Raw genomic sequence first — 15895 nt, forward strand, 5'->3', positions numbered from 1 at the left:
GGAATAGTTCGATATGATAGAAAAGGTAAACATAAACAATATGGCGGTATGCCACAAAAGGAGATTTTCGATATGCCGAAAATGGTCCATCGCTCTAAGACTCGTCCTGTTCGTGTAGGGGACCTTGTCATTGGTGGAAATAATGAAGTCATCATCCAAAGTATGACGACAACTAAAACACACGACGTCGAAGCGACAGTCGCTGAAATCCTACGCCTTGAAGAAGCTGGTTGCCAAATCGTTCGTGTCGCTTGTCCAGAAGAACGTGATGCGCTCGCACTTGCAGAAATCAAAAGCCGAATCAACATTCCGCTTGTCGTAGACATCCACTTCAACTATAAACTTGCGCTCATGGCAATCGAAGCTGGCGTCGATAAAATCCGGATCAACCCGGGTAATATCGGTCGCCGCGAAAAGGTCGAAGCCGTCGTGACAGCAGCCAAAGCGAAAAACATTCCAATCCGGATCGGGGTAAACGCCGGTTCACTTGAAAAGCACATTCTTGAAAAATACGGCTACCCGACAGCACGTGGTATGGTCGAGAGTGCGTTGCACCACATTAAGATCCTCGAAGATCTCGACTTCCATGACATCATCGTCTCGCTTAAGGCATCAGACGTACAGTTGGCGCTTGAAGCGTATCAACTTGCTTCTGAATCGTTCGACTATCCACTTCACGTCGGGATCACGGAATCTGGTCCACTTCGCTCTGGTTCATTAAAATCAGCAGCGGGACTTGGCGCGATCTTGTCACGCGGAATCGGAAACACGGTTCGTGTATCTCTTTCAGCGGATCCTGTCGAAGAAGTAAAAGTCGCAAAAGAAGTCTTGAAATCATTTGGTCTCGCGGCGAATGCGGCGACATTGATCTCATGCCCAACATGTGGTCGGATCGAAATCGATTTGATGTCGATCGCTGCAGAAATCGAAGACTATATCGAAAACATCCAAGCGAACATCAAAGTCGCGGTTCTCGGATGTGCGGTCAACGGTCCTGGTGAAGCACGTGAAGCTGATATCGGTATCGCTGGCGCACGCAACGAAGGATTATTGTTCCGTCACGGAGAAATCATCCGTAAAGTACCGGAAGCAACGATGGTCGAAGAATTGAAGAAAGAGATTGATGCAATCGTTCTCGAAAAACAGGCTGAAAAAGAAGCCGAAAAAGCAAATCACGCATAAGTGGAAGACTCCTCCCTCGCGAGGAGTCTTTTTTCCTATCTCGATTTCGACTATGTTATACTAAGTGAAGAAAAATTTTTAGAACGTGGGTGACTGTAAATGAAAATTGGAATCGACATTGATGGAACGATCACACATCCATCCTCTTGCTTCACTTACATGAATAAACATCTCGGAACGTCGATTGACTTCAATCAGGCGTCCGAGTATGAATTGCATACGTATACCGATATGAATCAAATCGAATTTTGGGACTACATGGTGAACTCTGGTCACGAGACAGGCATTTATCGTGAATCCATCCCTCAAGAACATGTTCGTCATCACTTATGGAATTTGCGGAAGCAGTATGATCTCCATTACGTAACAGCACGATCGGAGCTCGTTCGTCCTGTAACAGAAGAGTGGATCAAACAACACGAACTTCCTCTTGATTCCTTGATCATGACGGGATCACACGACAAAGTACAAGTCGTCCGTGATTTATCACTCGATTTATTCATGGAAGATCGATTAGAGAATGCTGTACAAATCGCAGAAGACACCTCTATTCCTGTAATCTTGTTCGATGCACCTTATAACCGTAAAGCCGTACCGAATAATGTCATTCGTGTCGCTTCCTGGAATGAGGCCGTTCAAGAGATTCAAAAATTTGCACCGATTCGTTAAAACAGCCGATTAGGCTGTTTTTTCCATTTTCTATGCCATTATCCGATGAGATAGCATACAATGGCATTAGATTTAGATTTTCTAATAGAAAGGGTTTCATGATGCTTACGACAGTGAATATCTTTTTCGTCAATATCTGTATTATCTTTCTTGTCTCTACATTCACTTTTTATCTGTTGCGTGATCGCTTACCGATTCACCCGGACTCGATGATGTCCACTCGCCTGTATTTCGGACTCGCGAATGGAGTAACAGGAATTCTCCTTATGCACCACGCCATCGATTTAAATGGGGCACTGATCGATTTACGATTGTTACCTCTCGCTTTATCCGCCCTATTTGGCGGTAACGTCAGTATCGCAGTGACAGGAACGATGCTTCTATTTTATCGGTTCTTGATTCATGACGGCGCTTCACTGAATGTTCTACTTAGTTCTGTCATCACACTACTTGGTTTTTTAATTCTTTCGTTTATTTGTCGCCGATTTATCACACGACAAGGGTACTTCTTTTCCGCCATCGTCACGGTCGGTTCATTACTTGTTCTTTGGCGACTGATCATTAGCAATTCTCCTGTCGATGCATGGGAAACGATCTATATTCCCTATTTTATCCTAACGATTGGTGGAGCGATTTTGTTTTATAGGTTATCCTCGCTCCTTCAACAGCACTTTGTTCTGTACTCCTATCAATCCTACCTCGCATCGACCGATCAATTGACACGGCTTGCGAATCGACATGTCATTTTAGAAAAAGTAACGACGCTCGAAAAAAGTAACGCCTCTTGGAGTGTGATTCTATTCGATTTGGATCATTTCAAGACTGTGAACGATACACACGGTCACGCCATCGGTGACGCCGTCTTACGCCATTTTTCGATTATATTGAATGAATATTGTCCTGTACCAGTCACGGTCGGTCGATATGGAGGCGAAGAATTCATCATCATCATTCCGGATAGCGAACAATACTCTCCTGTTATCATAGCGGAAACGATCGTAACAGCCGTTCAGCAAACACCGTTCGTGATGCAGGATCATGCCGTATCAATCACCGTATCCGCTGGAATTGCTTACGCTCATCATCAGCCTGCTGAAATGGTCTTTAAGCAAGCAGATGCCGCTTTATATGAGGCAAAAACGCAAGGTCGAAATCAATATCGACTGTACCAATCATAAGTATTGTATGAAAAAGCCACTTCTCTCCGAAAAATTCGGACTGAAGTGGCTTTTGTTGGTCAACGGACCGTTCCTTCATTCGTTTTTTGTAGTAGACAGATGATTTCTTTAAGTGGTACCGGTTTAGCAAAGAAATAACCTTGGAATAGATGAATGCCGATTTCCTTGGCAATGCGTACTTCCTCTCCTGTCTCTACTCCTTCAACGATACATTCGACATGCATCGACTCACTCAATTGAAAAATCGACTCAAGAATCGATTGTCGTTTCTCCGATGCTCCAATTTGTTCAATGAATTGCTTCGGAATCTTTAATTGACGTAACGGTAATAAACGTTCGAGGACGTGATAAGACGCATGACCAGTACCGAAATCATCAAGCGAAACTGGGAAATCAAGCGTTTTGATGCGCTTGAGCGCTCGATGAATCGACTGACTCTCAAAATCGAGCGACTGACTTTCCGTAATCTCAATCTTAATCTGTTGCGGCTTTAATGCATACTTGAGTAACGTTCGTTCAATGAATGGCATGAACGACTCACTCGTCAACTGTCGTGGTGATACGTTGACTGACAACGTAAACTCATCCGGAACCAGACCGACCAATGCTTTACGCGTCTTACATCCTTCCTCAAAGATCCACTCACCTAGACGAATGATCAAGTCACTTTTTTCAGCAATCGGGATGAACACGGATGGTCGATCGGCTCCCTGTAGCGGGGTCTTCCATCGAACCAATGCTTCGAGACCGATGAATTGCTCTGATCGAACATCGTATTGCAGTTGATAGACGAGGTGAAAATCCGTTTCAATATTAGCCTGTGCTAACGATTGTGCTGCTTTGACTCGTAATTCTTGATCCTTACGCCATTCTTGGTCAATACACATCACACGTTCGTTTTGTTGCGCTGCTTCTTGTAAGGCAGTCAATAATTGCTGCACCCGACGCTTTCGATTGTCGGTCGCCCCATCGCCATTATCAATGACGATGGATATGTTGACATAGACATGATGCCCCTCGATTTCGTATGGTACGGAAATTTCTTGGCTCAATTCTTCCATCGCTTCCTTACATGCCACCTCGTCCGGCTTTTCCATGACAATCAATAACGTCCCTGCTTCAATCCGAGCAAACGCTTGATAAGGAGGTAGTTGTCTCTTGAGTCGCTCGATACAGGCGCGTAGTACTTGTAACTGAATATCTTCTCCAAAATAACGTGCCAGCTCATAGTAGTTTTCTAAATGAATCCCGACAAAAATGAGCTGTTGTTCGGATCTTGGAAAATCAATTTCGTTTAATCCTTGGCGATTCAAGACACCTGTTTCTTCATCACGTCGCGCCGTATCGTGTAATTGTATCGCAAGGTCATTCAAACGATTTAAATTGCGAATATGCAAGTGATTGATGACAAGTGCAATCGATACGCCAATCACAATCATACCAATCCGCCCATAATGGTCGGTCGGATCAATTTCCACCGTTACGGTATCGACATTCCCCATGACGTACAAACTAGTTGCGATGGTAACAATGATGGCGTACCACATCATGATGCGTTGATAGGAGATTAAAGCGATCATCAAAAACAAAAAGCTACTTGCCCAAACGGTAACTGCCGCGTAAGGTAAAAAGCTAATCGATGTAATCGGAACGACGAGCAACATCAAGGACAATAAGTGCGTTTGCAAAACGATTTCCATCTTACGACGACTGATATAAAAAATAAAAATTCCCATCATGACTAAAAATGAAATAATGACAGAACGACTCAAATATGCATTCTTGATTGTCTCTTCCGTCGTCGTATAAATGATTAGAGCACCAACAAGCATCATGAAAAGAGCAAAGTTTCCAATCCACCATTGTTGTTTCCGAACGATATCCTCCATGCTTTTCCCCTCCTTTCCGTCAGATTTTCCGTATAAAGGTTTCGACATCGCTTGATGATACTCCTGTTAAATGGAATGTGTCAATTCCTTCCTAAAAAGAAAAGTCTTCCCTCATACGTATCGTGGAAGACTTTCTTTCAAATTGATGTTTTTATAGTTCGACTCTACCTAACTCCTCGATGACATCCGTCGCTAGCAAGCTACTCGGATGTAAGCGTCGTTCAACTTGCCGAGAAGCACGTGCATACCACTCTGCTCCTTGCGCTAATGTTCTTTCGATGTCGCCTGTTGGATGTTGTGCAAGAAGGCTGGTTAATATGCCAAACAGAGTATCCCCACTTCCTCCTTTGGCGAGACCACTTGATGCACCAGAGATGACGAATCCGCCTCCATCCGGTTTCGCGATTAAGATGACATGGGACTTCAAGACGACAGTTACTTGATGCAAGATGGCATAGTCGGTTGCCTGACCAAAAAGATCATCTTGAATACTTGCGACACTCTGGTTCGTCATCCGGGCGAATTCACCGATATGCGGTGTGACGATGATCGGCGCGGTTCGCTCGGGATAACTTTCTTTTACTAGAGCTGCAGCATCTAATACAACCGGCACATCACTCTCAAGTAGATGGTCCACCCATGTTTCGACTGCCTCTTGCGATAATCCAGGACCGATTCCAACTGCTGAGATGGAGGGGAGCATCTCCTGAATTGCTGGTAACGTCTGATCAATGACCATCGCTTCCGGTGCTTGGGCGATGATTCCATGTTTCGCAAGTGCCGTCGTCGCAACTTGTAGTTTACCGACTCCTGTTCGTAAGGCTGCCCGTGTAGCGAGTTGGATGGAGCCCGGCATCGTCTCACTTCCACCAATCAATAGCGCCGTCCCGTACGTTCCTTTATGCCCGTATGGTTCCCGCTTGAATAAGGCGGTCACATCCTTAGGTGATACGCGCCATTCACCAAAAGTCGGTAATCCGATATCAATTGTTTCTAATTCGCCATAAAACGGGGCTGTTCGTATTAAAAAGGCAGATCGTTTCATTGCATGCAATTGGAATGTCACGTCTGCGCGAATCGCTGTCTCCTTAAATTCCGTTGCATGATCTGTCGGTACTCCGCTTGGAACATCTACTGCATAGATACGTGCCCCTTGCCGCTTTTGTTCCGATACGAATTCACACTGCGCTTCGAACACTTGATTCATCCGCTTTGGATCAAATCCCGTTCCATATAAGGCATCTAGAATCACATCATATTGACCACACGGTTGTTCGGTCACAAGTCCGAACGCTTCTGCATAATGAACATGAACGATGGATGTATCCGAACGATTCTCTCCAAATGGCGCAAATAGTGTGACATCAAATCCGTCGCGTATCAATTCGCGACCAATGACATACCCATCCCCACCGTTATTGCCTGTCCCACATAAAATCAAGATTCGCTCCGTCTTCCTATGACGCTCTTTGATACGTGTTGCGATGTGACTTCCAGCTCGTTCCATCAGCACTTCAAGTGGCAGTCCGGATGTCCGTGCCCACTCATCGATTTGTCGCGCTTCTTGTGTATCATAAATCATCTTCTCATCACCTCTGTTCGACTATTCCCGTTTTGAACAGGACTAGTCTTTTAAAACGCAAAAAGAGGACGCCCGACCGGGCATCCTCTTTCATTTAAGATGTCATGCGTTGACAATTCGCACAGCGTCCATAAATTTCGAACTTATGATCCTCGACTTCAAAGCCAGTCTCTTGGACCGGAGAAACCCATTCCATCGGACAGACATTCAATGTTTCCGTCTTGCCGCAGATTCGGCATATCAAATGATGATGATGGTGTCCTGAAGCACAAGCTGCTCGGTATTTCATCTCACCGTCTAATTCCGTCACTTCTAATAAGTCGATTTCCGAAAAGTCATTCAAGTTTCGATAGATTGTATCATAACTTAACGAAGGATGAGACGTTCGAAGAGCTTCTGCTACTTCCCGCGCACTGACATAACGATTCACTTCAAACAGATACGATAGCAAATCGAGACGCTTCGGTGTCATTTTAAACCCAGAAGCCTTCATGCGTTCACGCGCTTGTTCGATGTTCGTCTTCATGTGTTTTCCCTCCTATCCAAAAACGTTCCAACAGCATCACGATGATCAGCTCAAGTACCGCAATCAAGACGATCATTCCGCCGGGTGCCAAATCGAACTGATAAGCCAGGATGAGTCCAAGTACTGTAGCGATTTCGCCGAAGATGATTGCTAAAAAGATTGTCATCTTAAAACTCTTCGCAATTCGAAGTGCTGCCGCAACCGGTAACGTGATTAAGCTTGAGACAAGCAAAATCCCAACGATTCGCATACTGATCGCAATGACAAGCGCAACGACGATCATAAAGAGAATATGCACTAAGCGAAGGCGAATCCCGGAAACGCGCGCCTGCTCCTCGTCAAAGGAGAGGAACAACAATTCCTTGTAAAAAGAAAAGACGAAGATGACGACGACGATCGTCACGATAAGAATCGTGTACACATCCGTCAAGGCGACAGCCGAGACCGTTCCGAACAAGAAGGAGACGAGATCCATTGAAAAGCCGTTCGCGAGACTGATGAATGTTGCCCCAAGCCCCATTCCCGTCGCCATGATGATCGGGATTGCGAGTTCTTGGAAGTGCTTGTACTTCGCACGCAACCAATCAATCGTCAGTGCCGCGATGACCGACGTCACGATTCCTAAATACAGTGGATTCAAGTCCGCTAATTGTGCGACCATTCCAGAGATCAAGAGACTGAGCGCAATCCCAGCTAGCGTGACGTGTGATAGTGCATCTGCGATTAAGCTCATCCGCCTGACGACGACGAACGAACCGATCAATGGTGCCGTGAATCCGATCAGAATGGCAGCCACCAAAGCGTACTGTAAAAACTTTAACGTCATGAACGCTTCAATCATTGGACACTCTTCCCTTCATGAACGAGGACACGTCCCGGAACCGGATAGAGGGAGCGGATCGTCTGTTCATCTAGTTCCCAGTATTCCTTGATGCCACAGTTACATCCTAAACGTCCATCGACCAGATGAATCACATCCGTGACAAGTTTACTGACGAAATGAATATCATGCGTGACAAGAACGAATGTCCGGCGCTTATCTCGACGAAGTTCTTCTAAGATCTCATAAAATTCTTTCACGTATCGCTGATCGACACCAACGGTTGGTTCATCCAAGATCATTAAATCAGGATCGTTGACGAGCGCACGTGCGATGAAAACACGTTGTTGTTGACCACCGGATAGGTCGCCGACTTTTGAATCGCGTCGCTCCCACATGCCGACCGTTTCGAGGGCCGTTCGTACTTTGTCTCGATCGTCGCGAGACAAGCGACGAAAGAGTCCTTTTTTAGCGTACAGTCCCATCTCAACGACTTCTGCGACAGTCACCGGAAAACCGGAGTTGAACGCTGCCGCTTTTTGCGAAACATAGCTGATCCGCCACCATTCATTGAATTGTGATTGGGATTGTCCAAATAAACGAATCGTTCCTTTCGGTTGCAATAACCCTAATATACATTTGATCAGCGTCGATTTTCCGGATCCATTTTCACCGACGATGGCTAAAAATTGCCCTTGCTCGACCTGAAACGAGACTTGATTCAACACCCGACGATCCGGGTAATCATAGCTGACTTGATCAATCTCGATGATTGGTGTTTCCATGTATTTTCACTCCTTCCGTTTTCGTAAAACGGAATAATTACGCCTTAATCAACTGTCTTATTATAGCGCCCGCCAATTATTGGTGCAACTCTAGCAACTTCCTATCCTCCTTAGAAAACATTCAAGGTACAATAAAGAAAGAAGCTAGCTGTTTCCGGCTTGTTCAGAGAGGGAATTCTTTTAGTGCACGCATCGCAGAGAGGAGTCGGAGTCATTTGAAACAAGAACTTGCAGTCATCGATATCGGTTCCAACTCGATTCGTTATGTCATCTTCCATCCGATCGCTTCTGGTCGCTATATCGAGAAGATTAATATTAAAGTCGTCGCCCGGTTATCTGCTCACATCAACGAGGATGGAGCACTCGATGATGAAGGCATCGCCTTACTCGAAGAAACGTTACATCGTTTTTATGAAGTTGGTGTCACCCATGAAGTCGAAGAAACAATCTGTGTCGCGACAGCAGCCATCCGTAATGCAACGAACCGAGATGCCATCGTTGAATCCGTTACAGAAAACACGCCTTTTTCCATTCAGGTTCTGACAGATGAACAAGAAGCATACTATGGCTATTTTGCCATCATCAATTCGACCTTCCTGACTGATGGCTTTTCTGTCGATATCGGTGGTGGTTCCATGGAAGTCACCTTGATTGAAAATCGCGAAATGGTGGCGTATCACAGCTTTCCATTTGGTGCCGTCACTTTGACACGGCAATTCGTTTCGGACGAGACACTAAATACCAGCGATAAGAAAAAATTGGTGAAATTCCTACGGGAGCAATTCGAATCGATTCCATGGCTGAGTGATAAAAAGCTTCCTTTAATCGGTGTCGGTGGTTCTGCCCGAAATTTCGTTCGGATCCATCAGTCGAGTCAGGACTATCCCCTACGAAGTGTTCACCAATATCAAATCAAAGCGAAGGAACTCGCGAAGATGGTGGACGATCTCGAAGGCAAGTCGGCGAAACAACTATCGAAAATCGAAGGACTCTCAAAGGATCGAATTGATATCTTCCTGCCGGCATTGATTGCGATTCAAGAGTTAGCTCATCACATCGAAGCGGAAGAATTCGTCATGAGTAATCTCGGTCTTCGCGAAGGTCTTGTTTACGAGTTCGATGTGCAGGACGAAGCATACCGTCGGATTGAAAACGTACGTGAGCAAAGTCTCTATCAGCTCGAAAGCGACTATAAGGTCAATCGAGATCGTGCGTCATATATTGGAACTCTCGCCAAATCGATGTACCGGCAGCTCGTCACGCTCGACTTGATTTCAGAACGCGCGTCTGATCTACGACTGCTCGATTCAGCAAGTCGCTTATTTTATTGTGGACAATACATTAATCCAGATACACGATCGGACCAGACGTTCTACCTGTTGACGAATACCGAATTGAATGGCATGACGCACAAGGATCGCGTTGCTCTCTCGCTTGTCAGCTCCTATTCTTCTGCCAAACGGATGAACCAGCTTGCGAAACCTTTCAAGGACTGGTTTACGGAAAAATCGCTGGATCGCTTTGATCTACTTGGTTCTCTCCTCAAATTAAGTCATGCGCTCGACGTGACGGAGCGAAAAGCTGTCGATCATTTGGAGCTATTCCTTCAAAAGGATCAACTCCAATTCGTCCTCGATACAGGGGATCATGATTATGGATTCGAAGTCGAAAAAGCGGAAAAACAAAAGAAACACCTGGAACGAATCATTGATTGTACGATTACCTTCGAAACGAAAGGAGATCTTCCTTCATGAAGCTCGACATACCGGAACATTTCAATAATCGTGAGCTTAGCTGGCTCCAATTCAACAAACGTGTACTGGATGAAGCGTTTGACACACGCAATCCGTTAATGGAACGTTTTAAGTTTCTCGGTATCTTTAGTTCCAATCTAGACGAGTTCTATATGGTACGAGTCGGTGGTTTAAAGGATGAAGTACTCGCCGGATTCAATAAACCGGAAAATAAACAACAAATGACACCCAAACAGCAGTTACGTGCGATCGCAGCGAAAACAAAGGAGTTAGTCGATCGGCAATACGAAGCATTTCAATCAATCAATCAGACGTTATCCGATGAAGGCATTACATTCTTAAAATATGATGCCCTGACTTCGGATCAGACGACCTATGTAAAATCCTTTTTCCGTGAACAAGTCTTTCCGGTACTCACGCCTGTCGCCGTCGATGCCTATCGTCCATTCCCGATGCTCTCGTCAAAGTCACTCAACATCGCGACGGTACTCGAGGCAGAAGACGGGACAAAACGGAATTTGGCGCTCGTACAAGTACCTGCTGTCTTGCCACGATTCGTCGATTTACCGGTAGAAGATGATGAGACGACCGCTGTCATCTTACTCGAAGACGTCATCATCGCCTTCATCGATAGTCTATTCAAAGGCTATCGTGTGTTGTCTGCGATGCCGTTTCGAATTACGCGTAATGCCGACCTTCCGTTTCACGAGGAAGGTACGCATGACTTATTAAAGCTGATTGAGAAAGAATTAAAAAAGCGGCGTTGGGGAGTCGCGATTCGACTCGAAGTTCAAAAAGCTGCCATCAATACCGAACTGCTCAACATGTTGCGCGATGTACTTGATTTACAGGAACGCGACATCTTTGCCGTGGATGGTCCGATTGATTTAACGTTCTCCTTTGCCTTTTACAGTCAAATCGGTATTGAATATGATCATTTGATTTATCAGACGATCATGCCAGTCGACCCACCAGCACTCGATAGTTCAAAAAATCTGTTCAATCAATTACTCGAACGCGATTATCTCTTGCATCATCCGTATCATACGTTTGATCCTATCGTCCGGTTCATCGTCCAAGCGGCAAATGATCCGAACGTCCTTGCCATCAAACAAACACTTTATCGCGTATCTGGTGATTCACCGATCATCAAGGCCTTAAAAACGGCTGCCGAAAACGGGAAACAGGTCACCGTCCTCGTTGAACTCAAGGCTCGATTCGACGAGGCGAAAAACATCGAATGGGCAAAGCAACTAGAAAAGGTCGGCGCCCATGTCATCTACGGATATAGTGATTTAAAGACACACTCGAAGATCACGCTCGTCGTCCGACTCCACGAAGGCAAAATTCAGCGTTTTGTCCACCTTGGTACCGGCAACTATAATGATTCGACGGCGAAACTATACACGGACGTCGGATTATTAACCGCTCGGGAAGAAATCGCCGAAGATGCGACGAACTTCTTCAATTGGTTATCCGGGTACGGGGAACAGCCGGAATGGAACGTTATCCAAACTTCACCGAACGCGATGCTTGAGAAGTTCCTGTCATTAATCGATGAAGAGATTCATCATCATAAAAAACACGGAAATGGTCGAATCGTTGCTAAGATGAATAGTTTAACGGAAAAAGACATCATTTTACGGCTCTACAAGGCATCGCGCGCCGGTGTCCAAGTCGAACTTATCGTTCGGGGCGTCTGTTGTCTGCGTCCTGGCATTCCAGATGTTTCGGAGAATATTCGCGTCATCTCGATCGTCGACCGTTACTTGGAGCATTCACGCATCTTCTACTTCCACCACAATGGACAGGATTTGATGTATGGGTCAAGCGCGGACTGGATGACACGCAACATGCGAAAACGGATTGAAATCTTGTTCCCGATCATGGACGAAGAACATAAGGAGTATTTAAAGGATTGTCTCGCCCTCGCCCTTGCTGATAATGTAAAGTCGCGTGAGCAGGCAGCCGATGGATCTTATCATTACGTGAAGGATGGAAAACAGAGCTGTGAATCCCAGCTGCTGATTCAAGACTATACGAGCGGCAAACTAAAACAAAAACCTAGTTTTACAGCTCCATTGACACACAAGTGGATCACGATTGAAAAGAAAGAGGACAAAGTCATTCTTGATCAAAATGCTACATGATGTTGGTCATGTTTTACCACGTACTCTACTTCACATGCTGATTTACAGCAGAAAGGACGAAATGTATGCTTCAGCAAATCTTATTATCCCTTCTCGCCGGCGTCATCTGCGGCGTTGTGTTCACCGCACTGAAACTGCCGATTCCTGCTCCACCTGTTTTTCCAGCCGTCGTCGGAATCTTCGGTGTCTTTCTTGGGATGAAAATCTATCTATTTTTAGTAGAACGCTTTTTCTAATCCAAACAAAAACAGTTCCTTTGCTGCCAGCGCAGAAAAGAGAACTGTTTTTTTGATTCTTTTTAAGGTTTTAATGATTAAATGTCAGTCGCGGGAGCTCTGCTTGAATAGGAAAAGATTTTACTCACTCTCTTCCGTTGCTGCTGCCGTATCCACCGCATGCAGCATCTGTTGGTGTAACCATCGGTGGCAGGTCGGGCAAACCGTCTGATATCCTTCTGGCGTCAGATGCCATTCAAGTAACGACTGCCGAGACTCCTCACAATGCATACATTGACGCGCGACTTGTTCCAGATGATTTCGCTCCTTGAAGCGCTCGATTCGACGTTGTTTAGATTGTTCGAGTGTCAGTACATCCGTTTCGAAATACCCATACTGCCATGAATCGAGCAGACGTGTGCGAACCACGCCTTCGACTGATCCGGTTTTAAGACCAAGTTGATCGAGTGGTCGTCCAAGTAACGGATGACGTAAATCCACACTGATGAGGTCCAGGCACACATATGACCCTTCTGAGTCGTCAGCGTTCGTCAGCCAAAACGGATCTTCTGGACGTGTCGTATACTCGGTGAACAAGGCTTCAGCATACGCCATGATACCGTCAGTCGTCGCAAGAAACACCTCTTCTCCCTCTGCCAGTTCTGCCGGCAAATAAAATGGTTCCTTTGTTTCATAGTAGTGGACAACAGCTTGTCGTATCGCAAAACTAGTCTCATCAACGACGAGTATATGACACATCACAGACACCCCTTTATGAGTTATTCGACTGGTGCTCCTAGAATCGGTAGACGCCAGTCTGCATCAAACGCACCCGAACGTAACATATCGATTTCTTGTTTATACGGTGCCACTTTTTTCTTTGGATCGAGACCAATGTATGGCGTCTCTAAGATTTTCGGTAAATGTGCTAGAGCAGGATGATGCACGACACGATGTAAGGCATCAAATCCAATCTCACCAAAACCAATATTTTCATGACGGTCCTTTCGAGCACCACGGATATTCTTTGAGTCATTCACATGGATGACACCAAGACGATCCAGTCCAACGATCCGGTCGAATTGTTCAAGAACACCATCTAAGTCGTGCACGATATCGTATCCTGCATCATGCACGTGACATGTATCGAGACAGACGGACAGACGATCATGATGTGTGACGCCTTCGATGATTTGAGCAAGTTCCTCGAAGGTTTTTCCGATTTCCGATCCTTTTCCAGCCATCGTCTCAAGCGCGATCTTGACCTGTTCGTCACCTGTCAGTACTTCATTGAGTCCTTCGACAATCCGTTTGATTCCGATTTCTTCCCCAGCACCGACATGCGCACCAGGATGTAGTACGATGTGTTGCGCCTTTTCAAGCGCTTCTGCTCGTTTAATTTCTGCTGCTAAAAACGAAACAGCAAGTTCGAATGTCTCGGGTTTCGTCGTATTCCCTAAGTTGATGATATACGGCGCATGCACGACGATTTCCTCTATTCTATTAGCACTCATATGTTGCAATGCTTCTTGAATCCGTAATTCTTCCATCGGCTTACGGCGTGTATTTTGAGGTGCTCCTGTATAGACCATCATCGTCGTTGCACCGTAAGATGCCGCTTCCTCACTTGCACCTAACAGCATTTTTTTCCCCGAAACGGAGACGTGTGAACCTATTTTCATGTTCTTTTCCACCTTTCTCTTTTTACAGTGTACCAAATCTTGAAAACGACAAGACACCCGAAAAATGTTTTTTCATTTCACGGGTGTCATCAATGGAATTATTTTGATTTGCGTGCGTTTTCTTTACGTTGCGCGCGACCGACACCACGTTGTTCTTTGATGCGTTCACGTTTTGCTGTTTCTTTCAGCTTATATTGATGCTTCTTCTTATAACCTGGTTTAACACGTTTTTTCGCTTTTGCTGCTTCACCCGACAGACGGCTATGCGCTGTCTTCGAGACAGCAGTTTTCATGTGCGGCTTCGCACGACGACGTTCTTTGACCTCGACGATTTGAGTTCCTTTGACATCAACGTTCGTGAATTGAATGCCACGGTCCTCTAAGCGATTGATCATGCCGTTCTCGTGATCTTCAAACAATGTGTACGCCAATCCATCTTGATCGACGCGACCTGTCCGACCGACACGGTGGACGTAGAAGTCTAAATCTTTTGGAATACCGTGGTTAATGACGTGCGAGACACCTGAAATATCAATTCCGCGTGCTGCAAGATCCGTCACGATGACGTATTGATACTTCGCATCGTTGATTTCTTTGATGGCTTGTTTACGACGACGTGCCGGAAGATCTCCGTGAAGGGAACCAACGTTCAGTCCTGCTTCTAGGAACAAAGCTTCGACTTCGATTGCTTCTGCTTTTGTATTCGTAAAAATTAAACAGATATAAGGGTTTAACGCTTTCGCGACTTTCAACGTCAATTGTGAGCGCTCACGATGTTTGACCGGAATCGTATGGTGAACGATTTTCTTCGCTGTCTGTTGTTTTGGATCCACATGCGCATAACGCGGGTTATTCATGTATTTTTTCAAGAACGGTTGCAATTTCTCAGGAATCGTTGCTGAGAAGACCATCATCTGAAGCTGTTCTGGAAGAGCTTGCGCAATCCGGTCAACTTCTGGCAAGAAGCCCATGTCGAGCATTTGATCCGCTTCATCGATGACATAGTGCTTCACGAAATGCGGTTTTAAAGCCTGTTCTTTGAATAGGTCTAAAATACGTCCTGGTGTTCCGATGACGATTTGGGGCGAGACTTTCACACGACCGATTTGACGTTCGCGATCCATTCCACCTGTAATAAGACTCGTCTTGATGAAGTCTGGTTCCTTCACGAGTAACGATTTCAGTTCTTCATGAATTTGCCATGCAAGTTCGCGCGTTGGAGCAACGATGATGGCTTGTAATTCTTGAAGCTTTGGATCGACGTTTTGAACGATTGGAAGAAGGAACGATAACGTTTTTCCTGTTCCTGTTTGTGATTGACCGATGATATCGCGTCCCTTTACTGCAGCTGGGATGATCCGCGACTGAATGTCGGTCGGTTTTGTGATGCGGGCGTCATCGAGTGCTTCGATGACGAACGGGTGTAATTGATAATGGCTGAATCCATTCATGAATTGACACCG

14 protein-coding genes are annotated in these 15895 nt (G+C 45.5%); 6 read left to right on the forward strand and 8 right to left on the reverse strand.

Annotated features, from left to right (window positions below):
• The first annotated feature begins 72 nt into the window (after window positions 1–72).
• The 3 genes from ispG to EXG77_RS11790 all read left to right on the forward strand — a co-directional run bounded on the left by ispG (window position 73) and on the right by EXG77_RS11790 (window position 3029).
• Window positions 73–1182: a flavodoxin-dependent (E)-4-hydroxy-3-methylbut-2-enyl-diphosphate synthase gene (gene ispG, locus EXG77_RS11780; protein WP_023467533.1), complete on the forward strand. Its 1110-nt coding sequence runs from the start codon at window positions 73–75 to the stop codon at window positions 1180–1182.
• Between the two features lie 99 nt (window positions 1183–1281).
• Window positions 1282–1851, forward strand: coding sequence for a hypothetical protein (locus EXG77_RS11785; RefSeq protein ID WP_023467532.1), 570 nt, complete (start codon window positions 1282–1284; stop codon window positions 1849–1851).
• Between the two features lie 98 nt (window positions 1852–1949).
• Window positions 1950–3029, forward strand: coding sequence for a diguanylate cyclase (locus tag EXG77_RS11790; RefSeq protein ID WP_052017187.1), 1080 nt, complete (start codon window positions 1950–1952; stop codon window positions 3027–3029).
• Window positions 3030–3088: 59 nt separating this feature from the next.
• Here the strand turns inward: EXG77_RS11790 and EXG77_RS11795 are convergent, their stop codons facing one another.
• The 5 genes from EXG77_RS11795 to EXG77_RS11815 form a co-directional block, all read right to left on the reverse strand.
• On the reverse strand, window positions 3089–4918 hold the full coding sequence (locus EXG77_RS11795) for a GGDEF domain-containing phosphodiesterase (protein WP_035398344.1): 1830 nt from the start codon (window positions 4916–4918) through the stop codon (window positions 3089–3091).
• 151 nt (window positions 4919–5069) lie between these two features.
• Window positions 5070–6500: a bifunctional ADP-dependent NAD(P)H-hydrate dehydratase/NAD(P)H-hydrate epimerase gene (locus tag EXG77_RS11800; RefSeq protein WP_035398347.1), complete on the reverse strand. Its 1431-nt coding sequence runs from the start codon at window positions 6498–6500 to the stop codon at window positions 5070–5072.
• A gap of 94 nt (window positions 6501–6594) precedes the next feature.
• Entirely contained in the window at window positions 6595–7026 is a 432-nt protein-coding gene (locus EXG77_RS11805) for a Fur family transcriptional regulator (protein WP_023467528.1), read from the reverse strand.
• A complete protein-coding gene (locus tag EXG77_RS11810) occupies window positions 6998–7867 on the reverse strand; it encodes a metal ABC transporter permease (protein ID WP_035398349.1) in 870 nt (289 codons plus the stop codon). Before EXG77_RS11810 ends, EXG77_RS11805 begins: the two co-directional genes overlap by 29 nt.
• On the reverse strand, window positions 7864–8631 hold the full coding sequence (locus tag EXG77_RS11815) for a metal ABC transporter ATP-binding protein (RefSeq protein WP_023467526.1): 768 nt from the start codon (window positions 8629–8631) through the stop codon (window positions 7864–7866). Before EXG77_RS11815 ends, EXG77_RS11810 begins: the two co-directional genes overlap by 4 nt.
• A 215-nt stretch (window positions 8632–8846) precedes the next feature.
• Between EXG77_RS11815 and EXG77_RS11820 the strand changes: the two genes are divergently transcribed.
• The 3 genes from EXG77_RS11820 (at window position 8847) to EXG77_RS11830 (ending at window position 12771) form a co-directional block, all read left to right on the forward strand.
• Complete coding sequence (locus tag EXG77_RS11820) at window positions 8847–10385, forward strand: Ppx/GppA phosphatase family protein (protein ID WP_035398351.1); 1539 nt, start codon at window positions 8847–8849, stop codon at window positions 10383–10385.
• Window positions 10382–12535: an RNA degradosome polyphosphate kinase gene (locus tag EXG77_RS11825; protein ID WP_023467524.1), complete on the forward strand. Its 2154-nt coding sequence runs from the start codon at window positions 10382–10384 to the stop codon at window positions 12533–12535. The genes EXG77_RS11820 and EXG77_RS11825 overlap by 4 nt, the downstream gene beginning before the upstream one ends.
• A 65-nt stretch (window positions 12536–12600) precedes the next feature.
• Window positions 12601–12771: a XapX domain-containing protein gene (locus EXG77_RS11830; RefSeq protein WP_023467523.1), complete on the forward strand. Its 171-nt coding sequence runs from the start codon at window positions 12601–12603 to the stop codon at window positions 12769–12771.
• 120 nt (window positions 12772–12891) lie between these two features.
• Here EXG77_RS11830 and EXG77_RS11835 read toward each other — a convergent pair whose 3' ends face one another.
• From EXG77_RS11835 to EXG77_RS11845, 3 genes are all read right to left on the reverse strand, one after another.
• Window positions 12892–13509 (reverse strand): hypothetical protein, encoded by a 618-nt coding sequence (locus tag EXG77_RS11835; protein WP_023467522.1) that lies wholly within the window; start codon window positions 13507–13509, stop codon window positions 12892–12894.
• A gap of 20 nt (window positions 13510–13529) precedes the next feature.
• Complete coding sequence (locus EXG77_RS11840; RefSeq protein ID WP_023467521.1) at window positions 13530–14432, reverse strand: deoxyribonuclease IV; 903 nt, start codon at window positions 14430–14432, stop codon at window positions 13530–13532.
• A gap of 98 nt (window positions 14433–14530) precedes the next feature.
• Window positions 14531–15883, reverse strand: coding sequence for a DEAD/DEAH box helicase (locus EXG77_RS11845; RefSeq protein ID WP_023467520.1), 1353 nt, complete (start codon window positions 15881–15883; stop codon window positions 14531–14533).
• Window positions 15884–15895 lie beyond the last annotated feature (12 nt).

Source organism: Exiguobacterium sp. OS-77, from assembly GCF_000414195.2.
GTDB lineage: Bacteria > Bacillota > Bacilli > Exiguobacteriales > Exiguobacteriaceae > Exiguobacterium_A > Exiguobacterium_A indicum.

Excerpts from the sequence above, each read along its gene's own strand:
- ispG (WP_023467533.1), top strand. The coding sequence starts at position 73 with ATGCCGAAAATGGTCCATCGCTCTAAGACTCGTCCTGTTCGTGTAGGG.
- EXG77_RS11785 (WP_023467532.1), top strand. The coding sequence starts at position 1,282 with ATGAAAATTGGAATCGACATTGATGGAACGATCACACATCCATCCTCT.
- EXG77_RS11790 (WP_052017187.1), top strand. The coding sequence starts at position 1,950 with ATGATGCTTACGACAGTGAATATCTTTTTCGTCAATATCTGTATTATC.
- EXG77_RS11795 (WP_035398344.1), bottom strand. The coding sequence starts at position 4,918 with ATGGAGGATATCGTTCGGAAACAACAATGGTGGATTGGAAACTTTGCT.
- EXG77_RS11800 (WP_035398347.1), bottom strand. The coding sequence starts at position 6,500 with ATGATTTATGATACACAAGAAGCGCGACAAATCGATGAGTGGGCACGG.
- EXG77_RS11805 (WP_023467528.1), bottom strand. The coding sequence starts at position 7,026 with ATGAAGACGAACATCGAACAAGCGCGTGAACGCATGAAGGCTTCTGGG.
- EXG77_RS11810 (WP_035398349.1), bottom strand. The coding sequence starts at position 7,867 with ATGATTGAAGCGTTCATGACGTTAAAGTTTTTACAGTACGCTTTGGTG.
- EXG77_RS11815 (WP_023467526.1), bottom strand. The coding sequence starts at position 8,631 with ATGGAAACACCAATCATCGAGATTGATCAAGTCAGCTATGATTACCCG.
- EXG77_RS11825 (WP_023467524.1), top strand. The coding sequence starts at position 10,382 with ATGAAGCTCGACATACCGGAACATTTCAATAATCGTGAGCTTAGCTGG.
- EXG77_RS11830 (WP_023467523.1), top strand. The coding sequence starts at position 12,601 with ATGCTTCAGCAAATCTTATTATCCCTTCTCGCCGGCGTCATCTGCGGC.
- EXG77_RS11835 (WP_023467522.1), bottom strand. The coding sequence starts at position 13,509 with ATGTGTCATATACTCGTCGTTGATGAGACTAGTTTTGCGATACGACAA.
- EXG77_RS11840 (WP_023467521.1), bottom strand. The coding sequence starts at position 14,432 with ATGAAAATAGGTTCACACGTCTCCGTTTCGGGGAAAAAAATGCTGTTA.
- EXG77_RS11845 (WP_023467520.1), bottom strand. The coding sequence starts at position 15,883 with ATGAATGGATTCAGCCATTATCAATTACACCCGTTCGTCATCGAAGCA.